Here is a 15,805-nt window from a genome sequence, read left to right as displayed (position 1 = left end):
GTTATCGCGCCTAACCGCTTTTTTTACCTTTTGCAGACGATAGGGGTAAAAAATCTGATCCTGTTGTTTCTGGCGTGGCTGAATTGAAATTTTTGCCGAGTCGACAGTGACTGCCTGGGAGTTTCTATACCACTACCAATGTTAATGATTAGCTGACAAGCCCAATGTTTGCCTCCTTCTGCTTGGGGTGTTTTGGGTGGCTTTCAGCCAGTGATGAGTGAGGCCTGACCTCATTGTAGTGTCGTCTCCATCTCTCGATGACCACTTGGGCCTCGAAGAGAGCGTAGAAAACTTTCGCCGTCAAGAAGTTGATATCGCATTTTGCCGTCAAATGACTCTACGTATCCATTCTCCCAAGGAGAGTCCTTTTCGATAAAAAGAGGTTTCACCTGGGCAGTGTATTGAGCCACTTGAGTAATTTTCTTGCGGCGGTTGGCTCCGCTGGTAACTTCATTTATTTCTCCCGTGTCTGATCAGGGAAACTTAATTTGACTTTAATAAGTGACCAGGATGGCGGTCAATTCGCTTACTAAAATCCCAAACCTTGAACTTCCTGCGCATTGATGGCCAGGGATTTTTGTTTTTGCGGTATCAAGAATTCACCACCCTTGAAATGCAATTTCTTTGCCGAGCGCGCCTTAAAACATGGTTTCATATATTCACGGACCGTTACCTCTCGAAAGCTTAAGAAAAGGTTATCAAAGGCTCAACTGCAATAAAATCCAATTCGAAAAAGGGATTTGGTTTTAGCAACGTAGAGACTTCAAATTGGAAGTCCTGTAAATTGCCAGAAAAATCTGGAGGCAGCACCATGTTCAAGGAAAAGAAATATCACGGTTCTTGCCTTTGCAAATCTATAACATAAGAAATTGAAAACTCCCATAAAATTTTGTGGTTCACGATCACTGTACGCCAATATAAAGTCGTCGAGCAAATGCTGCTGCATTTGTCACATGGGGAGGAGTAAATTCAGAACAATTCAAACTTACTCACGGCGGTGAATATTTGACATCCTTTAAATACTCACGAATCAGAAAGGCAATTTTGTAAAATTTGTGGAAGTCAGCTGTTTTTTAGAGCTAAGCGATGGAAGGAGAGGTTCATTTCACTCGTGCCACCATTCATGAGGAGATGGATGAACAACCGAAGGCACATGTTTTTATAGCGATAAAGCCTCTTGGGTTGAAGCAGGATCTACTAAAATTCGGAGGCCCCACAGGAATGGTGACTCTGGACAATTAGGAACCAATTGTTTTTCCCTGCAATGAGTTTCTTCCCCAAAGGCATTGGCTTGATGACAATTCAAAGTCTTCCACTACATCAATCTCTAAAGGCAAATTAAGCTGATGCACAAGATCGTGATGGAAACCCGCTAAGCGTGAGCAAATCCTCTGATCATTAAAGCAACCGTGGTGCCCCGGCCAGACTTGAACTGGTACGTCGGTATAACTCTAACTCAGGATTTCCAAGTCCTGTGCGTTCTACTCTATTTTGCCACCGGGGCCTTACTGACTACAAACTTTATTTCGCCGCTTCAATAAAGTGAACGTCTGAGGCTTCGCTGTCAATCGAAAATAAGGTGAAAAACCAGGAGAAAAGCTCAAAATTTGAACAAAATTAGGCTTTTTTGACAAATCCAAATTTAGGTGGCTCAATTGTCAACCGTGATCCTCTAAATCCGCTCCTTCAGGAGGAATACCCCCATGACAAAGAGGCCTTTGCACTCGAATAGATCCTATGTACTTCTCATCAAGTCCTCGTACGGAGTTCTTCTCCCTTGTGGGATACTCTCCGAACTATTGAATCAATATTTTGATTTTTGCATTAAGGTTGCCTCGAGAGGGGGCGTCGAGCAAATCACTGCTCCACTTGGTCAGCTGATAACTTCGATTACAGTGAGTTTGTGTTGACCCTCCTCCTTCCGATAAGGCTTGATGATTGGCAGAACCAGCGCCCCTATCAGGAATGGGCCAAAATAGTTTCTCAACACAGCTGGCCCCTGCTTGGTTGAGGGCCTTTCGTATGACTGGGCATATTTGATGTGAGTGATTTTGTTTCTTGTCCCCGGTGTATGGTACAAACAAATTCGCTACTTCTTCGCTGCCCTTCGTCGTTCTATTTGACCCCGAGTATATAAAATGGTGAGGTGGGACTCAACGCTAAATCAAACGATCTCACCAAAGGAGTCTTTTGGATTCTAACGGCCCCTACTTGTGGCAAGCTTCTCTGCAGAACTTCTTCAAAATGAATAGCAAAATATTCCCATGGTTGGCCCATCCTGTTTTTCAGTTCCTCACGTGAGGATTGACTTTCTCGTCACGAGCTACTTTATTCCGTTTTTATTTCATCTTTTCTCTCCAGATAAAAAGTCAAAAAAATATCTCAACAACAAACTACCTGATAAGGAGTCCCCGACATGGAACTTATGTTTGACTGGAAAGCCCTGACTGGCAGAGGCAAGGCCTACACTTTGACGATGTCCTCATTGTCCCTAACAATCCGATGTACGATCCTGACGAAGCCCTGATCTAAAACCCGACTGACTCGGGAAACAAGTATTGAAAACCTTTTATTAGCGCCAACATGGACACGGTAATCGAACACGAGATGGCAATTGGAATGAACCAACTCGGAGCGATCGGTATTCTTCATCGATTTATGTCGATCTGTGAACAAGTTGAACAAGTTGCAAAAATCAAGGCTTCAGGAGCGAGAGACATTGCCGCGTCCATTGGGGTCAACGATGACTTTAAGGATCGCGCCAAGGCCTTGGTGGACCTTAGGAGTCAACATTCTCACTATCGATATAGCCCATGGACATTCTGTTGCCATGATTGAAACTCTTGTTTGGCTAAAAACCGAGTTTCCTCCATCCAGTTGATCGCAGGCAACGTCGCCACTCCAAAAAGCACGGAGGATCTCATAGAAGCTGGCGCCCAGCGATCAAGGTGGGCATAGGCCCCGGTTCCATGTGCACAACTCGAATCATTACCGGATGCGGCGTTCCGCAGCTCACGGCGATTTCTTTTGCGCCTGTTGCCAGACCAAAAGGAGTCCCTGTCATCGCAGATGGAGGAATCAGGTCCCTCCGGCGATATTTTCAAGGCCCTTGCTGCAGGGGCGGATGCTGTTATGCTCGGCTCTCTTCTTTCTGGAACAATTGAGTCTCCAGGACCTATCCACAATGGGATGAAACAATACCGTGGCATGGCATCGAAATCCGCACAAGCCTCCTGGAGAGGCGGAGTCCCGGGAGGGAATGGCTCCTGAGGGAGTCCACCCTCGTCCCCGTAAAGGGCCATATTTCAGATGTTATAAAATGAGTTATCTGGCGGACTGAGAAGCGGCATGTCATATATCAACGCATTGGCCATCGAGGATATCCGGGCCAACTCTATTTGTCGAGATGACGCCCATGGGATACTTCGAATCAAGAGCACATGGACTAAAGAACTGAATTCAACCGCTGACGTCGGTCAGATCAATCTGCCTTTGACCAATGACTTTGCTTTTTCTAGGCTTATTTGGCGAGGTTTTTTGATCTATTCTTCTTAGCCGTTTTTCCTTTGTTGATTCCGTTCCGTGTTTTCTGAAGGGGTGTTGTTGGAGTCCAGTCCGTTGGTCCAATAGCCTCATTTTCGTTTTAGCCTCCTCTCTCCGAGGAGGCTTTTTTCTTTGTGCTGACCTGTGCGACTAAATCAGGTAAACTCAAATGATGTTTCTTGAAGCTTCTGATAGGGCTGAATTTCCAATTGCCGTTTTTGACTCTGGAGTCGGTGGCCTCACTGTGCTCAAGTCTTTGGCTGAAGATTTCCTAAAGAAAATTTCCCTTTATTTGGGAGACTCTGCAAGGCTTCCTTTACGGAACAAAATCGCCGCTGACGATTCGTCATTACGTGGAACAAAACATTCAGTTTCTTTTGAGCTGCAAGGTAAAAGACATCGTGGTCGCTTGCAACTCCGCCTCAAGCGTGCTGGATCTCGAAAGAAAAATCGCAGTGACTCTTTACGAGGTCGGCGGACCGGGAGCGCGTACAGCCTATAAAATCTCACAAACTCTCAGTATTGGCGTCATTGCCATGAGAGCCACTGTCAACCGAGGGGCTTACGTCCGCGCCCTTCATGAACTCGATCCACGCACAAAAGTATTTCAACAAGCCTGTCCGCTCTGGTCCCTCTCGTTGAAGAGGGATGGGTTCAAGATCCCCTTACCAATCTCGTGATCCATCGCTATCTGAGCCCCATAGCTACGCAGGGAATCGACACACTCATTCTTGGCTGCACTCACTACCCCATTTTGAAAGAATCCATTGCAAAGGTTATGGGCGGCGGAGTGACTCTCGTCGATTCTGGGAAGGCAATTAGCGCGAGATAATGAGCGACATGAACGAAGGCAAACTGAAAGCGAACCCCGCGGGCTCCGGAAAAATCGAGATACTCAATACCGATCTTGACCAACACATTCAATTCACAGCTGAAAAAATATTGCATCCATTTAAAGCCACCAAATTCACGCATGTAAATCTCACAGCTTCGGACATTTCCAATCTCGACCAAATAAGGAATTTTTAAGCTACTTCTTTTTATCCAACCCGTGAGCGCTGAACGCATGACCGTCTCTACCTTCATATCAAGCGGAGTTAGCCAAGTCTTGGGAAGAAATAGGGTAAAGCCCCCCATCTGGTAACTCATCGGGAAAAAAACAGCCACTCTGCCCTCTCTGTCCAAACCATTTGGAAGCCCCGACAAATCACTCCGTGTCACCAATCCTATTGCTTGAGCGCCCGAGTCGGGCCACTTCACCGCAACGACTTGTCCATCTCCACCTGCGCCTTTTCCGGAGAGAAATAATCCGTCAGATCTTGAATGGCGATGTAAATGCTCTTTACCAATGGGACCTGACGAAAAAGACGATCAAGTAATTGATGAGCTTTGTTCCCAAATAATGAGAAAGGGAAAGGCCCAGGATAAATATAAATAAAACTCCAAAGACAATCCCCATACCGGGAATGTAAAAACTGTCCGGAAGAAGCAGAGCCAATAGACCATGAATGATGTTATCTGCCCATTGAAAAAAACGAATTAAAATATAGACCGACAAAAAAGTTGGCAGCAAAGCCACCAAGCCACGACCAAAAATACCTAAAAAGGTCCTCATCAATGAAGCTCCTCACCGTTATGATAGACCCATTCAAGGGGAAGCTCATGGCTGTTATAGTGGGAAGCCATCACCGCTCCATAGGCCCCGTATCCATATTAGCCAAATAGTCGCCTTCTTTCAGCTCCGGCAACTCCCTTTCGAAGCCTATCACGTCAGCTGATTCGCAGATGGGACCTACGACATCGTAAGTTTTTATTTCTTCCCTTTGGACCCTGCCCTCCTTGAGAGGAAGGATTCGGTGATAGGCTTCATAAAGAGCGGGACGCAGCAAGTGATGCATCCCCGTGTTGACAATAGCAAAGCGCTTATAGGGCGTTTCCTTGATATACTGCACTTCTGTCAACAACACCCCTGCACCGGCAACTAAAATCCTTCCGGGCTCGCAGAGCACTTCACACCCGAGGGGTTTCAAAAGGCCTCTCATTGTTTGAGCATAGACCTTCACATTTTCAATTTCTGAGCTCTCATTGTCTTGATGATAATCAATACCCAATCCTCCGCCCACATCAAAACCATTTAGAGGATGACCGGACTCACGCAATGATTTAAACAATGGCAAAGATTTTCGCACGGCCTCTTCGATAGGGCCTAAGTCACGAATCTGAGACCCTATGTGCAAACTAAGCCCTACGAGCTTCAGTTCTCGAGAGTACTCGTTCAAAATTTTCTTTAATTCCAAGATAAAACTTTCATCCATTCCAAATTTGTTTTCCCTAAATCCTGTTCGAATATAGGGATGAGTGTCCGGATTCACATCAGGATTCAATCGGAAGGCCACATTGGCCTGAAGTCCCATTGACCGTGCGACCTGTCCGATTCGCCTCAATTCTGAGGGACTCTCAACGTTGATCTGCTTGATTCTATTTTCAAGGGCCAATTGAATTTCGTATTTTTCTTTTCCGACTCCGGAAAAAACCATTCGACTCCCAGGGAACCCGCAGGACAGAGCCAACTTTATTTCGCCTCCAGAAACAACATCAGCGCCAGCCCCTTTTTGAGCCAATACCCTTAACAAAACAGGATGTGAGTTCGCTTTGACGGCATAACATACGAGCACTTCCCCCTGAAAGGCATCAACGAAACGCTGATAGCGCTGAAGGATAGAATCTAAATGATAGACATACACCGGTCGCTTTGCTCTGGAAGCAATATCATTTAGCGAAAAAAAAACTTTTCCTGATAGAAAACCAAGCTCGTTGTTACGATAAAAAAAGTCCATCCCTCTCCTTAGCGATTCTTCCCCTTCAAACACTCGCCTCGCGGTCCAAACCAAATTCAGTATGCAAGGCCCTAGCGGCTTCTCCCAACTTCTCCCGCTCAATGACAGCACTGATTTTAATGTCAGAAGTCGTTACAAGATGAACAGGTACATTCACTTTATCAAGAATTCGAAAATACCTTGAGGCCACGCCAGGATGATTCGCCATACCCACTCCAACAGCCGAAAGCTTGGCCATTCCTCTCATAGGAACCACTTGAGTTTTAGGACCGACGACAGACACCACCACTTCCAGCGCCATGTTCAAATCATCTTCGGGAACTGAAAATGCAACTCTTTGCCCCTCTTCATTTTGACTCTGAGTGATGATATCGACCACGACTCCTCTTTCTGCGAGCTTTTCAAAAAGATCTGCCAAAAACTTTGCTCCAAACGGAACCGGAAAAAGCTTTAATACGACCACAGAGGCATCGTGAGTTATTGAAGATACAACTGGAGTTTCCATTTTCTCTCCTTCTGGCACCACCCAGGTCCCCTCTCGAGCTTCAAAAGCAGACCTCAGGTGGATTTTCACATTATATTTGGCCGCTATTTCAACGCTTCGAAAATGCAAAACTTTAGAGCCCAAAGTAGCCATTTCCATCATTTCTTCAAAACTCAACACGTCTATTTCGCGAGCCATCGGCACCAAACGCGGATCAGCAGTAAATATAGCCGGAACATCTGTATAGATTTCACAGACATCCAAACCAACAGCTGCCGCAAGAGCCAAGGCCGTCGTATCTCCCCCGCCTCTACCTAATGTAGTTATTTGATGTCCTACTGTAACGCCCTGAAAACCGGCGACAATCGGAACGACTGAGGATTCCAACAAACCAAGAAGCTTTTGACCATCCACATTCGTGATACGGGCCTTTGAAAAAATAGAGTCCGTTTGTATCCCCAGTTGGTGCGCAAGCAAAGGCGCGGCTTTGGCACCTCGCTTCTTCAATGCAATTGCAAGCAGCGCAATAGAAACCTGCTCCCCCGAAGAAACGAGCATGTCATAGGCTGGCCCCCGATAAGAGGGATCAATGTCGTTGGCCAACTTAACCAGCCTGTTGGTTTCTCCCGACATAGCACTTGCGACCACAATTGGCTTTTGTCCAGCCTTCATATCAGCTAACACACGGTCTGCAACTGCCTCAATTCTTTCAATTGAGCCAACTGAGGTGCCACCGAACTTCTTGACCATAATGGATGAGTGAGTTTTCATGGGCCCCTAACCTATCACGAGGAAACTAGAAGTGAAAAGTTTTATATTTGGTCAATCGGAATTGAATCTGCCAATTATCGGATATCAAGTTGGCCAAGGAGGCCCGAATGTGTTGATTTTAGGGGGCGTGCACGGCGACGAAAGCGAAGGAACCGTTGCTGCCTCGGCTCTCCTCGGAAGACTCGCCAAAGGCTCAGTGCCATGCCTGCGGCTCACCATTGTGCCTTTGTTTAATGTCGACGGTATTCTCAGTGGTCAACGGCAAAATTCCAATGGGGTCGATCTCAATCGCAATCTCCCCACTCAAGACTGGACAGCTGCCGTTGAAAATCCCCGCTATTTTCCCGGGAACGCCGCAAACAGCGAACTCGAGAACCAAGCGCTCACTGGATGGATCGAGAGGAACCAACCCGTTTTCATTCTCAGCCTGCATTCCTGGAAGCCAATGCTCAACGTAAACGGAGATTGCAGGAATATAGCCGAAGTCATCTCTCGACTGACAGGTTACGAAATTCAAGATAGCATTGGCTACCCAACTCCAGGTTGCCTCGGCACCTATTGTGGCCTAGAACGCAATATGCCAACACTCACCTACGAGATAGAACGCGGACTCAACCATAAGAGCGTAGTGCAGATTCACGTCCCCGCCATTCTGGAAGGACTCAAGGTTCTCGAAGTTTGATATTCCAAACTCCTGCGACTCCTCCAAATCTTTATTTATTATATTTAGTATTTTAATCGATGCTGATCTCTGGTAGGTATGATGAAAATTTTAGAAAGGCATTTTTCAATGCGCTTCGACGGCTAACAAGGAATTATTTCATGAACAGGGACAGTCAAACAGAACATGCAAAAGAACTCATTCAATTGGCCTTTGATGAATTGGGATCTATCAAAACAAATGAGGACATCGAAAAGGATGTCGTAGATGCGATCCAATATGCAATCGATGGCCTCGATTCGGGCGATCAGAGAATTTGCACAAAACAAGGTTCTGAGTGGGTGACTCAACAGTGGCTCAAGCAAGCCATTTTGCTGTATTTTAAAATCAATAAAATGAAATTGATTGAACTTGGCGAATTCAGTTTTGTGGACAAGATACCATTAAAAAAATGGCGGGGGACTGAGGGCGTCAGAGTTGTTCCTCATGCTCTCGTTCGAAAGGGATCTTTTGTCAGCCCTGGCGCCATACTCATGCCCTCTTACGTGAATATCGGAGCCTGGGTTGGTCCAGGAACGATGATAGATACTTGGGCGACGGTTGGCTCCTGCGCACAAATCGGAGCCAATGTACACCTCTCTGGTGGAGTTGGTATAGGCGGAGTCTTGGAGCCGATCCAAGCTAATCCCGTCATCATAGAGGATAACGTGTTTGTGGGCAGCCGCTGCATTATTGTTGAAGGAGCTGTCATTGAAGAGGGAGCCGTTCTGGGTGCGGGAGTGACTATCACAGCCTCTACGAAAATCATCGACGTGACCGAAAAGAATCCAAAGATCACCAAAGGAAGAGTGCCCAAAAATTCTGTTGTCATTCCAGGAACGACCATGAAGGAATTTCCAGCTGGCCAATTTGGAGTTCCTGCCGCATTGATAATAGGGCAACGTTCCGAATCAACAGACAAGAAGACATCTCTAACGAAAGTGCTCAGAGATTTTGAAGTCTCCGTTTAGAAGCCCTAAGCCTTGCTTGCAGGGTTTGGCCCAATACCGAGCCTTGGATCTTTCAAGCCGGGGGGCTACGAAAATGCAAAAGCCTTGGCAGACATAGAAAATCGACAAATCATCACTCCTGGCTTGGATCCAGCAAGCATCCCATCATTTCAGACATTGCTTGAAATTCCCGATAAAAATCCGCCTCAAAAAGAGCAGCTCTACTCATCACAAAACTTTTCCCAGAGCCCAATTATATTTATGACTTTCGAAAATGGAATTATACAGGAGCTGGCATTTGATCCCTTGTATGCATTTGTTGAATCCAAGTTCGCTGTTGACCCCCTACCATCCACGACAGATCGAAATATAATGCTTGACATTAAATAATGCATTGCGTATTAGGACGTCCTGCGTCGCTAGTTTAAAATGTTTTAATATAATGGTCGAAAAGGAGAAATTCATGACTCAAAATCTAAATCGATTAATTGTATTGGTTTTTTTTACCGCTGGCTCCCTTTGCAGTCAGGCCTACGTATGCATTGACGCTTCCCAAATCTCGAAGTCCATCGAGATGGTGCTTCAAAGTGAATCCTCCCGCGACCAATTGCAAGAGTTGAAGGGGTACCTGTCGGATCCTTGTCCCTCACTAGAAGTTTTGTCCGAGTTTGCTGATAGTGTACGGATTGGATCAATAAGAATAGAAGAGGAGAGTTATATTGCTGCACTTTTACCGAAGGGCAAGAGTGGACCTGACAGAATATCCTGCAAGATTAAAATTCCATACATTGTTTTAGATTTCACTGACTCTAGTAAAAATATTGAAAAGGAGATCGTATGCTCCATGGACAAAGAGTGTCCGGAAAAATTTCAGAATACCCCCATTAAATGGGACAATATAAAAGAGTTGGGTGGCGATTTTTTTGCATGTCCAGGGTAGTAGCTCAACTTTTAAGAGTCTCCGTTAAAGGCAATAACGTGCTCCAGAAGTTGTTTCAGAGCTGTTATTTGGTTCCACGTCTGAGTGCTAATGCGGGCCATTTTACCGTATTGGCCCGAGCGGGAAAATAAGAACTGACAAAAGCCACGATCACCGAAACAAATATGACAAAGTAAACCAATTCTCGTGTGACGAGCACTGGAATCGATGAATCATAGTAGATATCAGGCAATAGATCGATGGGGTATTTGTCCAACACCCAACACAAACCAAGACCCAAACCCAGTCCACTCAGCATTCCGGTCAAACTTAAAATCATACCAACACGCGTAAATATCCATCTCGTTCTCGTCTGACTCAATCCCATAGCCATCAGGATACCCAGATCACGTCGCTTTTGAGTCAACAAGAGAACCAAAACGGTAATGATAGAAAAGCAGGTAATCAATGCGCTCAAAGCAAGAAATATTGTCATCGCCAATTTCTCCATCTTTAGAGCGAAAAAAAGAGCCTCATTGCGCTCAATCCAATTGGAGGTTCGAAATCCCCTCTTGTGAAGGTCACCTTCATAAAGAACATGATCGCCTGGATCTTTAAAACGCAGTTCAAGATTGATCTCTCTGCTCGCCGACTTCTTGAATTGTCCCAAAGTCTGTCCCAGGTGATAAAACATAAATTTGCTGTCTATGTCGGCCACTCGCGAATTGAGAAGAGCCTTTACAGTGACTGTTTCATAAACTAGAGCTTCTCCTTTCGGCTTCAACAAAGATTCAGGAGGTATCACCATGATCTGATCTCCTTCAAGAATCCGAAGAGAGCGAGCCAAATCAGCCCCCAAAATGACTTCCTTCGGGCCCAGACGAGCAAGTTCTTTAACCCCTCCTACACCCTCTTCTGAATCTCTGACTTCTATCTCTTCTCCATAGTGACCCTTGTGTCTTTGGCCCACTTTCTGAACGCTAACAAGGATATTTTGTAAGTCGCCCACATCCATCCCCTTGGCTATGGCACCGCCAAAGGTTCCATCGAGCGTTTTCAAAATCACATCTTGGCTTTCTACCAAATCCGTATCCACGCTCCGTATTTGCCCGAATTCACTTTGTAATTCAGCCAGGGAGTTTCGAATCTCGGTTGAATCTCTATTTTCGGAAACAATCGACCCAACAACCAAGTGAGGATCCACTGCGAGCAATCGATCTCGTATCGTTCCATTAAATCCATTCATAACACTCAAAACGACAATCAAGGACATCACCCCGAGACCAATTCCAAACACACATATCCAGGAAATGATCCTAATAAGCGCCCCTGCCCTCTTTGAAAATAAATATCGCAAGAAAAATTGAATCGTCATTGGGTTCGTATCATATCTGATGTCGATAGAAACTCAATCAATGAGCAGTGAAATGAATTAAATTTATTTCTTTCCGGAACCGGAATTCACATCTGAATCCGAATCTGAAGAGGGAGACCTCTGCTTTTCCTCCTCGATGACTTCTTTCACACTTCCACGCAGAAAAAAGGATTTCTGCATGGCTTTCAAAAGAACAACAGCCTCATTTAAGGCTTCGACTGCTCGCCGACTTGTTTGAGGAAGATCAGGCGCCAGCTCACGAAGAGCCGGGGCAAGAACCTCAAATTCTTTGGCCAGAACAGTCATGCTCGACACAAACTGACCCAATTGCTTTCCAATTTGAGGTGCTTCTCTGGTGAGATCGGGAAGAATTACTTTGAGCTCGTTGGTCAAATCCGCCAAACCTCCTGCCATTAGCTCCATTCGTCCCTCTCGATTGAGGGCCTGAGTCATCTTTGTTACACCAAGTGACATGGCATTCATATTGACAACAAGGGGCTCTATCCGATCCATTGTATTAACAAAGGCCTCTGATCTCCGTGGATCAGCGAAAGCCCGACTCAGAATTCGAAAGCTTTCAACAAAGCCACTTATGCCCCCTAGAAATTCGTTCATTCTCTTTCCTGAAACCAGATCCATCAAGTCGACGGAAGGACGGGACGGCACGCGCCCTCCCTCATGGATTTCCGGAGATTCATCTGATCCAACTGACAAATCCAACACCTTCTCTCCAATCAAAAAGGGCCTTACCACCTGAATCCGGCTGTCTCCTCTCACACGCATTGAAAACTTCTCAAGAACCCTAAATTTCACCATCACCTGCTCGTTACTTAGGAGCTCGACTTCACTCACCTCTCCGGCCCGCAGACCTGATACTTGAACCATCGTGCCAGGATGTATCCCCTCAGCATTATCCAAATTTGTTTCGTAATAGATCTTTCTTGAGAACCATCCTTTTTTTGCGGCAACACCAATCGTTACAGCAATGGACCCGACGATAGCCCCTACCAGAAAAAGACCAGCCATCCTTTCGTACCGAGTGAGTTTAACGATCACGTGACCCTCTTCTTTTCTACAATAATGAATCCAGATTGCACAGCTTCTGTCTGATGAATTCGTTGATCCTTAATCTCAATTGTGCGAGTTGCAATTTTCCTCACAAAAGGCATGTCTTCCGATACAAAAATAACAAAATCAATTTGGCCGTTCATTCTGCCATCATGAATGACTTCTGCCAACTTTGATACTCTTGAACCCGATATTCCAGTTGTGGGATCGTCCAGAAGCAAAACTCTAGGTTTCATCACTAAAGAGCGAGCCACTATTGTTGCTTTCTTGTTGCTTCCCGAAACGCGACTGGGTCGCAAGTGTAATACTGGAGATATTTCAAATTCTTCTGCCAATTGGTGAACCCATGATCTCGCCTCCTCGGGAGGCATAAAGTGATGATAGGTCAGTGGCAACATGAGGTTATCGAACAGAGTGCAGTTCGAGATGAGACCTCCGAGGTCAAAACTGTACCCAATCTGCTTTCGGTAGGGAAGAAATTCTTCAAAGCTCATCTGTCGAAAACCGTCCCCATTTATCGTCATATCGCCTGCAGTTGCCTGAACCAGTCCAACTAACAATTTTAAAAGCGTTGATTTTCCACTTCCGGGAACACCCTTTATCCAATATGATTCGCCCTTTTGAAACTCAAAATCCATCCCAATAAATAAAGGTTTGTGCGAAGAACCAAACGAAAATGACAAATCATCAAAAGAAATTCTTTCTATTCTTTTGGAGATCTCCAAATTAAAACACTCCCAACTTTCTCAATTGATTGAGATAAAATAAGGTTGTGGTCCCCAAGTTAAAAACAGTCACATAAATTATGCTATTTACAACAGCTTTTGTCGTAAACTGAGGAACTTCCTCTGGACCACTCTGAACCAGCATCCCCTGGTAACAACAAACAACAAAAATGATCGCTCCACTAAACGTGTTTTTTGCCAAAAATAGTAAGACATCCTCCCCCGTGAATGCTTGCGCCAGGGACTCCGAATAAAATATAAATGGTAAATCATGTACAAGAGATGTGACTAAAAATCCGCCTAGAAGGGCAACAACAATAAAGTAAAAAGATAGTCCTAGAACGCTTAAAATTCCACCCAAGAGACGAGGAAAGACAATGTAACTGAGAGGATTGATCCCCATAACTTCCAGGGCATCGGTCTCTCTATTAACCTTCATGTTTCCGAGTTCAGAGGCAACGGCCGTTCCGCTTCTTGCAATCACGACGAGCGCAGTTAACAGAGGTGAGATTTCCCTCACGATAATAATGACGAGAAGGTTTCCAATCATGTCATTGCCACCCAATAAACTCAGCTGCATATTCGATTGCATGATAACAATGCCACCTGAGGCAAGAGCCAAAACTGAAATGAGCGGAAGCGCCTGAACTCCTGTGAAATAGATCTGAGCAGAAATAACGCTCACGATTGTTCGAATCCCTTGGGCTTGATCATAAACGGCAGCACGAACGGCAAGATAGATCATGATGAACACTCTAAAAGTGTATTTGCCGATATTTAAAAACCACTCGCCGAGTGAATCTATCTGTCCAACCAAATAGGTTGCGATTTGAGCCATTCTCTTCTCCAAATGTTCCAATTACAAATCGGAGACCTCTGCCTTGAGCTTGATAAAACTCAACTAAACAGGACTTTGAGAAAGATGAGGCCTGCTGGCCTTTAGTAGGCCCAAAGCGAATAAAAAAGAGATTTAAAAACCTCGATGGCTAGTTCTGGAAAAGGCGTCTCATAGCTACCCTGCACGATGGACCGGGGATAAATTGGAAAAGACTCCGGAAATACAGACGAAAAAATTCTCATAGAACGATACATATGAATTCTTGAGGTAATTAAAATCAAGTCCCTGCAATGCAGAGCCTCGATCAATGGCAAGCTCTGCTGAGCATTCCCGTAAGTTGTGCCAGATCTTTTTTCTAAAATGATATTCCGCTGGTCCAGAACGCCATAATATGGCCACTGAGGAAAAATCTCCCGCAGAGTCGCATGAGGATAGACCCCAGATATAACCAATTTCTTAATTTTTTTATGAGCCAAAAGATCAAAACCCTCGCGGACACGCCCGGCACCCCCAGTCAAGACAACTGCGCAATCCGCCGCGTGATCCTCTTCCCAACTGGTCACCGTTTGTCGAGAAATCTTGAGCGATTCTTCATAGAAGGCCCAGGCCCCTAAGCCAGAAATAAATACACCAGCAAAAAGAATTCCCCTTTGCAGTCGCACCCTCGCTCAGGACCTTTTTGCCAGAACTTCGATCTCCACACTGACTCCCTTTGGCAAACCTGATACGGCCACCGTTGATCTGGCGGGCGGCGAGGATTTAAAATACCTGCCGTAGACTTCGTTCACCTGGGCAAAATCGGCCATATTGATTAAATAAATTGTGGTTTTTACCACATTGGAAAAATTCAAACTCGCCGCTGCTAACACGGCCTCTATGTTTTTCATCACTCTCTCTGTCTGAGTCTTGACATCTCCGGTTAACACCTCTCCATTCGTCGGATCAATCGCAATTTGCCCCGAACAATATAGAGTATCTCCGATTTCAACAGCTTGCGAGTAAGGCCCCACAGGCGCTGGCGCTGACTTGGTTTCAATGATACGCTTTGACATTTCTTCCCCTTCATCTTTTTGCAAGTTAAAAATAAAAGACCATTCCTGCCTTGATTGGACTATTCCCCATTGTTCGAAAACGAATTTCACTCGAAATTGAAGTGACTCCAACTCCAGCCTCAAAAATAAATGCCAAGGAATCCAATCCGGGAAGGAAAAATTCAGAACCAAAAAATCCACTGACCTCAAATCCAGAGTTGGTTGCTCCTGCCAGTTCAACGCTCAAAATTCCCGCCCCGGCTCCCATGTAAAAATTCAAATTGTCTTCCATAAATATCACCCGATGAACTCGTGCCATAAATCCAAACCGTGAACTGTCCTTATGAGTATCGACTCCAAGTGAGGCAGACAAACCGAGATTCTGATTTGGGTAATATCTTACCGCAAGACTGGGCAGCTCCTCCGCAACTGATCGGCATAACCAACACCAAGACGGTTCGTCAGATTCTTCGCCTGCCCTTGCAAACAACTAGCAAGGCAAACAAATAATACGGCAATAAGTCTCATAGACTTCTTCAGAATCGCTGTCCTATCTATCATATC

At 45.3% G+C, this 15,805-nt stretch carries 16 protein-coding genes, 1 tRNA gene and 3 pseudogenes; 7 read left to right on the top strand and 13 right to left on the bottom strand.

The annotated features are described in order from the left end of the window. Positions 1 to 148 precede the first annotated feature (148 nt). Both IPL83_06100 and IPL83_06095 read right to left on the bottom strand, forming a co-directional pair. Positions 149 to 362: pseudogene (locus IPL83_06100) on the bottom strand (transposase). 1,048 nt (positions 363 to 1,410) lie between these two features. Then, positions 1,411 to 1,504: transfer RNA gene (locus IPL83_06095), tRNA-Pro, on the bottom strand. Positions 1,505 to 2,425: 921 nt separating this feature from the next. On the opposite strand from IPL83_06095, the pseudogene IPL83_06090 reads away from it, so the two are divergent. The 3 genes and pseudogenes from IPL83_06090 to IPL83_06080 all read left to right on the top strand — a co-directional run bounded on the left by IPL83_06090 (position 2,426) and on the right by IPL83_06080 (position 4,375). Further along, a pseudogene (locus IPL83_06090) lies at positions 2,426 to 3,457 on the top strand (guanosine monophosphate reductase). 439 nt (positions 3,458 to 3,896) lie between these two features. Further along, positions 3,897 to 4,223, top strand: coding sequence for an aspartate/glutamate racemase family protein (locus tag IPL83_06085; protein ID MBK9038725.1), 327 nt, complete (start codon positions 3,897 to 3,899; stop codon positions 4,221 to 4,223). Then, positions 4,148 to 4,375, top strand: coding sequence for an aspartate/glutamate racemase family protein (locus IPL83_06080; GenBank protein ID MBK9038724.1), 228 nt, complete (start codon positions 4,148 to 4,150; stop codon positions 4,373 to 4,375). Before IPL83_06085 ends, IPL83_06080 begins: the two co-directional genes overlap by 76 nt. Here the strand turns inward: IPL83_06080 and IPL83_06075 are convergent. The 4 genes from IPL83_06075 to IPL83_06060 all read right to left on the bottom strand — a co-directional run bounded on the left by IPL83_06075 (position 4,288) and on the right by IPL83_06060 (position 7,635). Continuing rightward, a complete protein-coding gene (locus tag IPL83_06075; protein ID MBK9038723.1) occupies positions 4,288 to 4,803 on the bottom strand; it encodes a DUF502 domain-containing protein in 516 nt (171 codons plus the stop codon). The genes IPL83_06080 and IPL83_06075 overlap by 88 nt on opposite strands. Next, positions 4,800 to 5,042 carry a DUF502 domain-containing protein gene (locus tag IPL83_06070; GenBank protein ID MBK9038722.1) on the bottom strand — a complete coding sequence of 81 codons (243 nt, stop codon included), beginning with the start codon at positions 5,040 to 5,042 and terminating at the stop codon, positions 4,800 to 4,802. Before IPL83_06070 ends, IPL83_06075 begins: the two co-directional genes overlap by 4 nt. A gap of 186 nt (positions 5,043 to 5,228) precedes the next feature. Further along, positions 5,229 to 6,380, bottom strand: coding sequence for a diaminopimelate decarboxylase (gene lysA / locus IPL83_06065; GenBank protein MBK9038721.1), 1,152 nt, complete (start codon positions 6,378 to 6,380; stop codon positions 5,229 to 5,231). Positions 6,381 to 6,405: 25 nt separating this feature from the next. Further along, entirely contained in the window at positions 6,406 to 7,635 is a 1,230-nt protein-coding gene (locus IPL83_06060; protein ID MBK9038720.1) for an aspartate kinase, read from the bottom strand. A gap of 31 nt (positions 7,636 to 7,666) precedes the next feature. Between IPL83_06060 and IPL83_06055 the strand changes: the two genes are divergently transcribed. The 4 genes from IPL83_06055 to IPL83_06040 all read left to right on the top strand — a co-directional run bounded on the left by IPL83_06055 (position 7,667) and on the right by IPL83_06040 (position 10,225). Continuing rightward, the gene (locus IPL83_06055; GenBank protein ID MBK9038719.1) at positions 7,667 to 8,317 is read left to right on the top strand and encodes a succinylglutamate desuccinylase/aspartoacylase family protein; all 651 of its coding nucleotides are present in this window, start codon (positions 7,667 to 7,669) and stop codon (positions 8,315 to 8,317) included. Positions 8,318 to 8,457: 140 nt separating this feature from the next. Then, positions 8,458 to 9,306: a 2,3,4,5-tetrahydropyridine-2,6-dicarboxylate N-succinyltransferase gene (locus IPL83_06050; GenBank protein MBK9038718.1), complete on the top strand. Its 849-nt coding sequence runs from the start codon at positions 8,458 to 8,460 to the stop codon at positions 9,304 to 9,306. A gap of 12 nt (positions 9,307 to 9,318) precedes the next feature. Continuing rightward, positions 9,319 to 9,675: a hypothetical protein gene (locus IPL83_06045; GenBank protein ID MBK9038717.1), complete on the top strand. Its 357-nt coding sequence runs from the start codon at positions 9,319 to 9,321 to the stop codon at positions 9,673 to 9,675. A 73-nt stretch (positions 9,676 to 9,748) separates the two neighbouring features. After that, a complete protein-coding gene (locus IPL83_06040) occupies positions 9,749 to 10,225 on the top strand; it encodes a hypothetical protein (protein MBK9038716.1) in 477 nt (158 codons plus the stop codon). 64 nt (positions 10,226 to 10,289) lie between these two features. Here the strand turns inward: IPL83_06040 and IPL83_06035 are convergent, their stop codons facing one another. From IPL83_06035 to IPL83_06005, 7 genes and pseudogenes are all read right to left on the bottom strand, one after another. Beyond that, positions 10,290 to 11,579, bottom strand: coding sequence for an ABC transporter permease (locus IPL83_06035; GenBank protein ID MBK9038715.1), 1,290 nt, complete (start codon positions 11,577 to 11,579; stop codon positions 10,290 to 10,292). 63 nt (positions 11,580 to 11,642) lie between these two features. Continuing rightward, positions 11,643 to 12,635 (bottom strand): MCE family protein, encoded by a 993-nt coding sequence (locus tag IPL83_06030; protein ID MBK9038714.1) that lies wholly within the window; start codon positions 12,633 to 12,635, stop codon positions 11,643 to 11,645. Beyond that, the gene (locus tag IPL83_06025; protein ID MBK9038713.1) at positions 12,632 to 13,372 is read right to left on the bottom strand and encodes an ATP-binding cassette domain-containing protein; all 741 of its coding nucleotides are present in this window, start codon (positions 13,370 to 13,372) and stop codon (positions 12,632 to 12,634) included. The genes IPL83_06030 and IPL83_06025 overlap by 4 nt, the downstream gene beginning before the upstream one ends. A gap of 1 nt (position 13,373) precedes the next feature. Continuing rightward, on the bottom strand, positions 13,374 to 14,117 hold the full coding sequence (locus IPL83_06020; GenBank protein MBK9038712.1) for an ABC transporter permease: 744 nt from the start codon (positions 14,115 to 14,117) through the stop codon (positions 13,374 to 13,376). Between the two features lie 194 nt (positions 14,118 to 14,311). After that, positions 14,312 to 14,866, bottom strand: a complete 555-nt coding sequence (locus IPL83_06015) for a YdcF family protein (protein MBK9038711.1) — start codon at positions 14,864 to 14,866, stop codon at positions 14,312 to 14,314. Between the two features lie 12 nt (positions 14,867 to 14,878). Continuing rightward, positions 14,879 to 15,262, bottom strand: coding sequence for a RidA family protein (locus IPL83_06010; GenBank protein ID MBK9038710.1), 384 nt, complete (start codon positions 15,260 to 15,262; stop codon positions 14,879 to 14,881). Positions 15,263 to 15,287: 25 nt separating this feature from the next. Continuing rightward, positions 15,288 to 15,769 (bottom strand): annotated as a pseudogene (locus IPL83_06005) (organic solvent tolerance protein). Between the last annotated feature and the right edge of the window lie 36 nt (positions 15,770 to 15,805).

Source organism: Bdellovibrionales bacterium, assembly GCA_016716765.1.
Lineage (GTDB): Bacteria > Bdellovibrionota > Bdellovibrionia > Bdellovibrionales > UBA1609 > JADJVA01.
The sequence above is the reverse complement of the archived record's forward strand: the minus strand, read 5'-3'. Positions and strand labels throughout refer to the sequence as shown.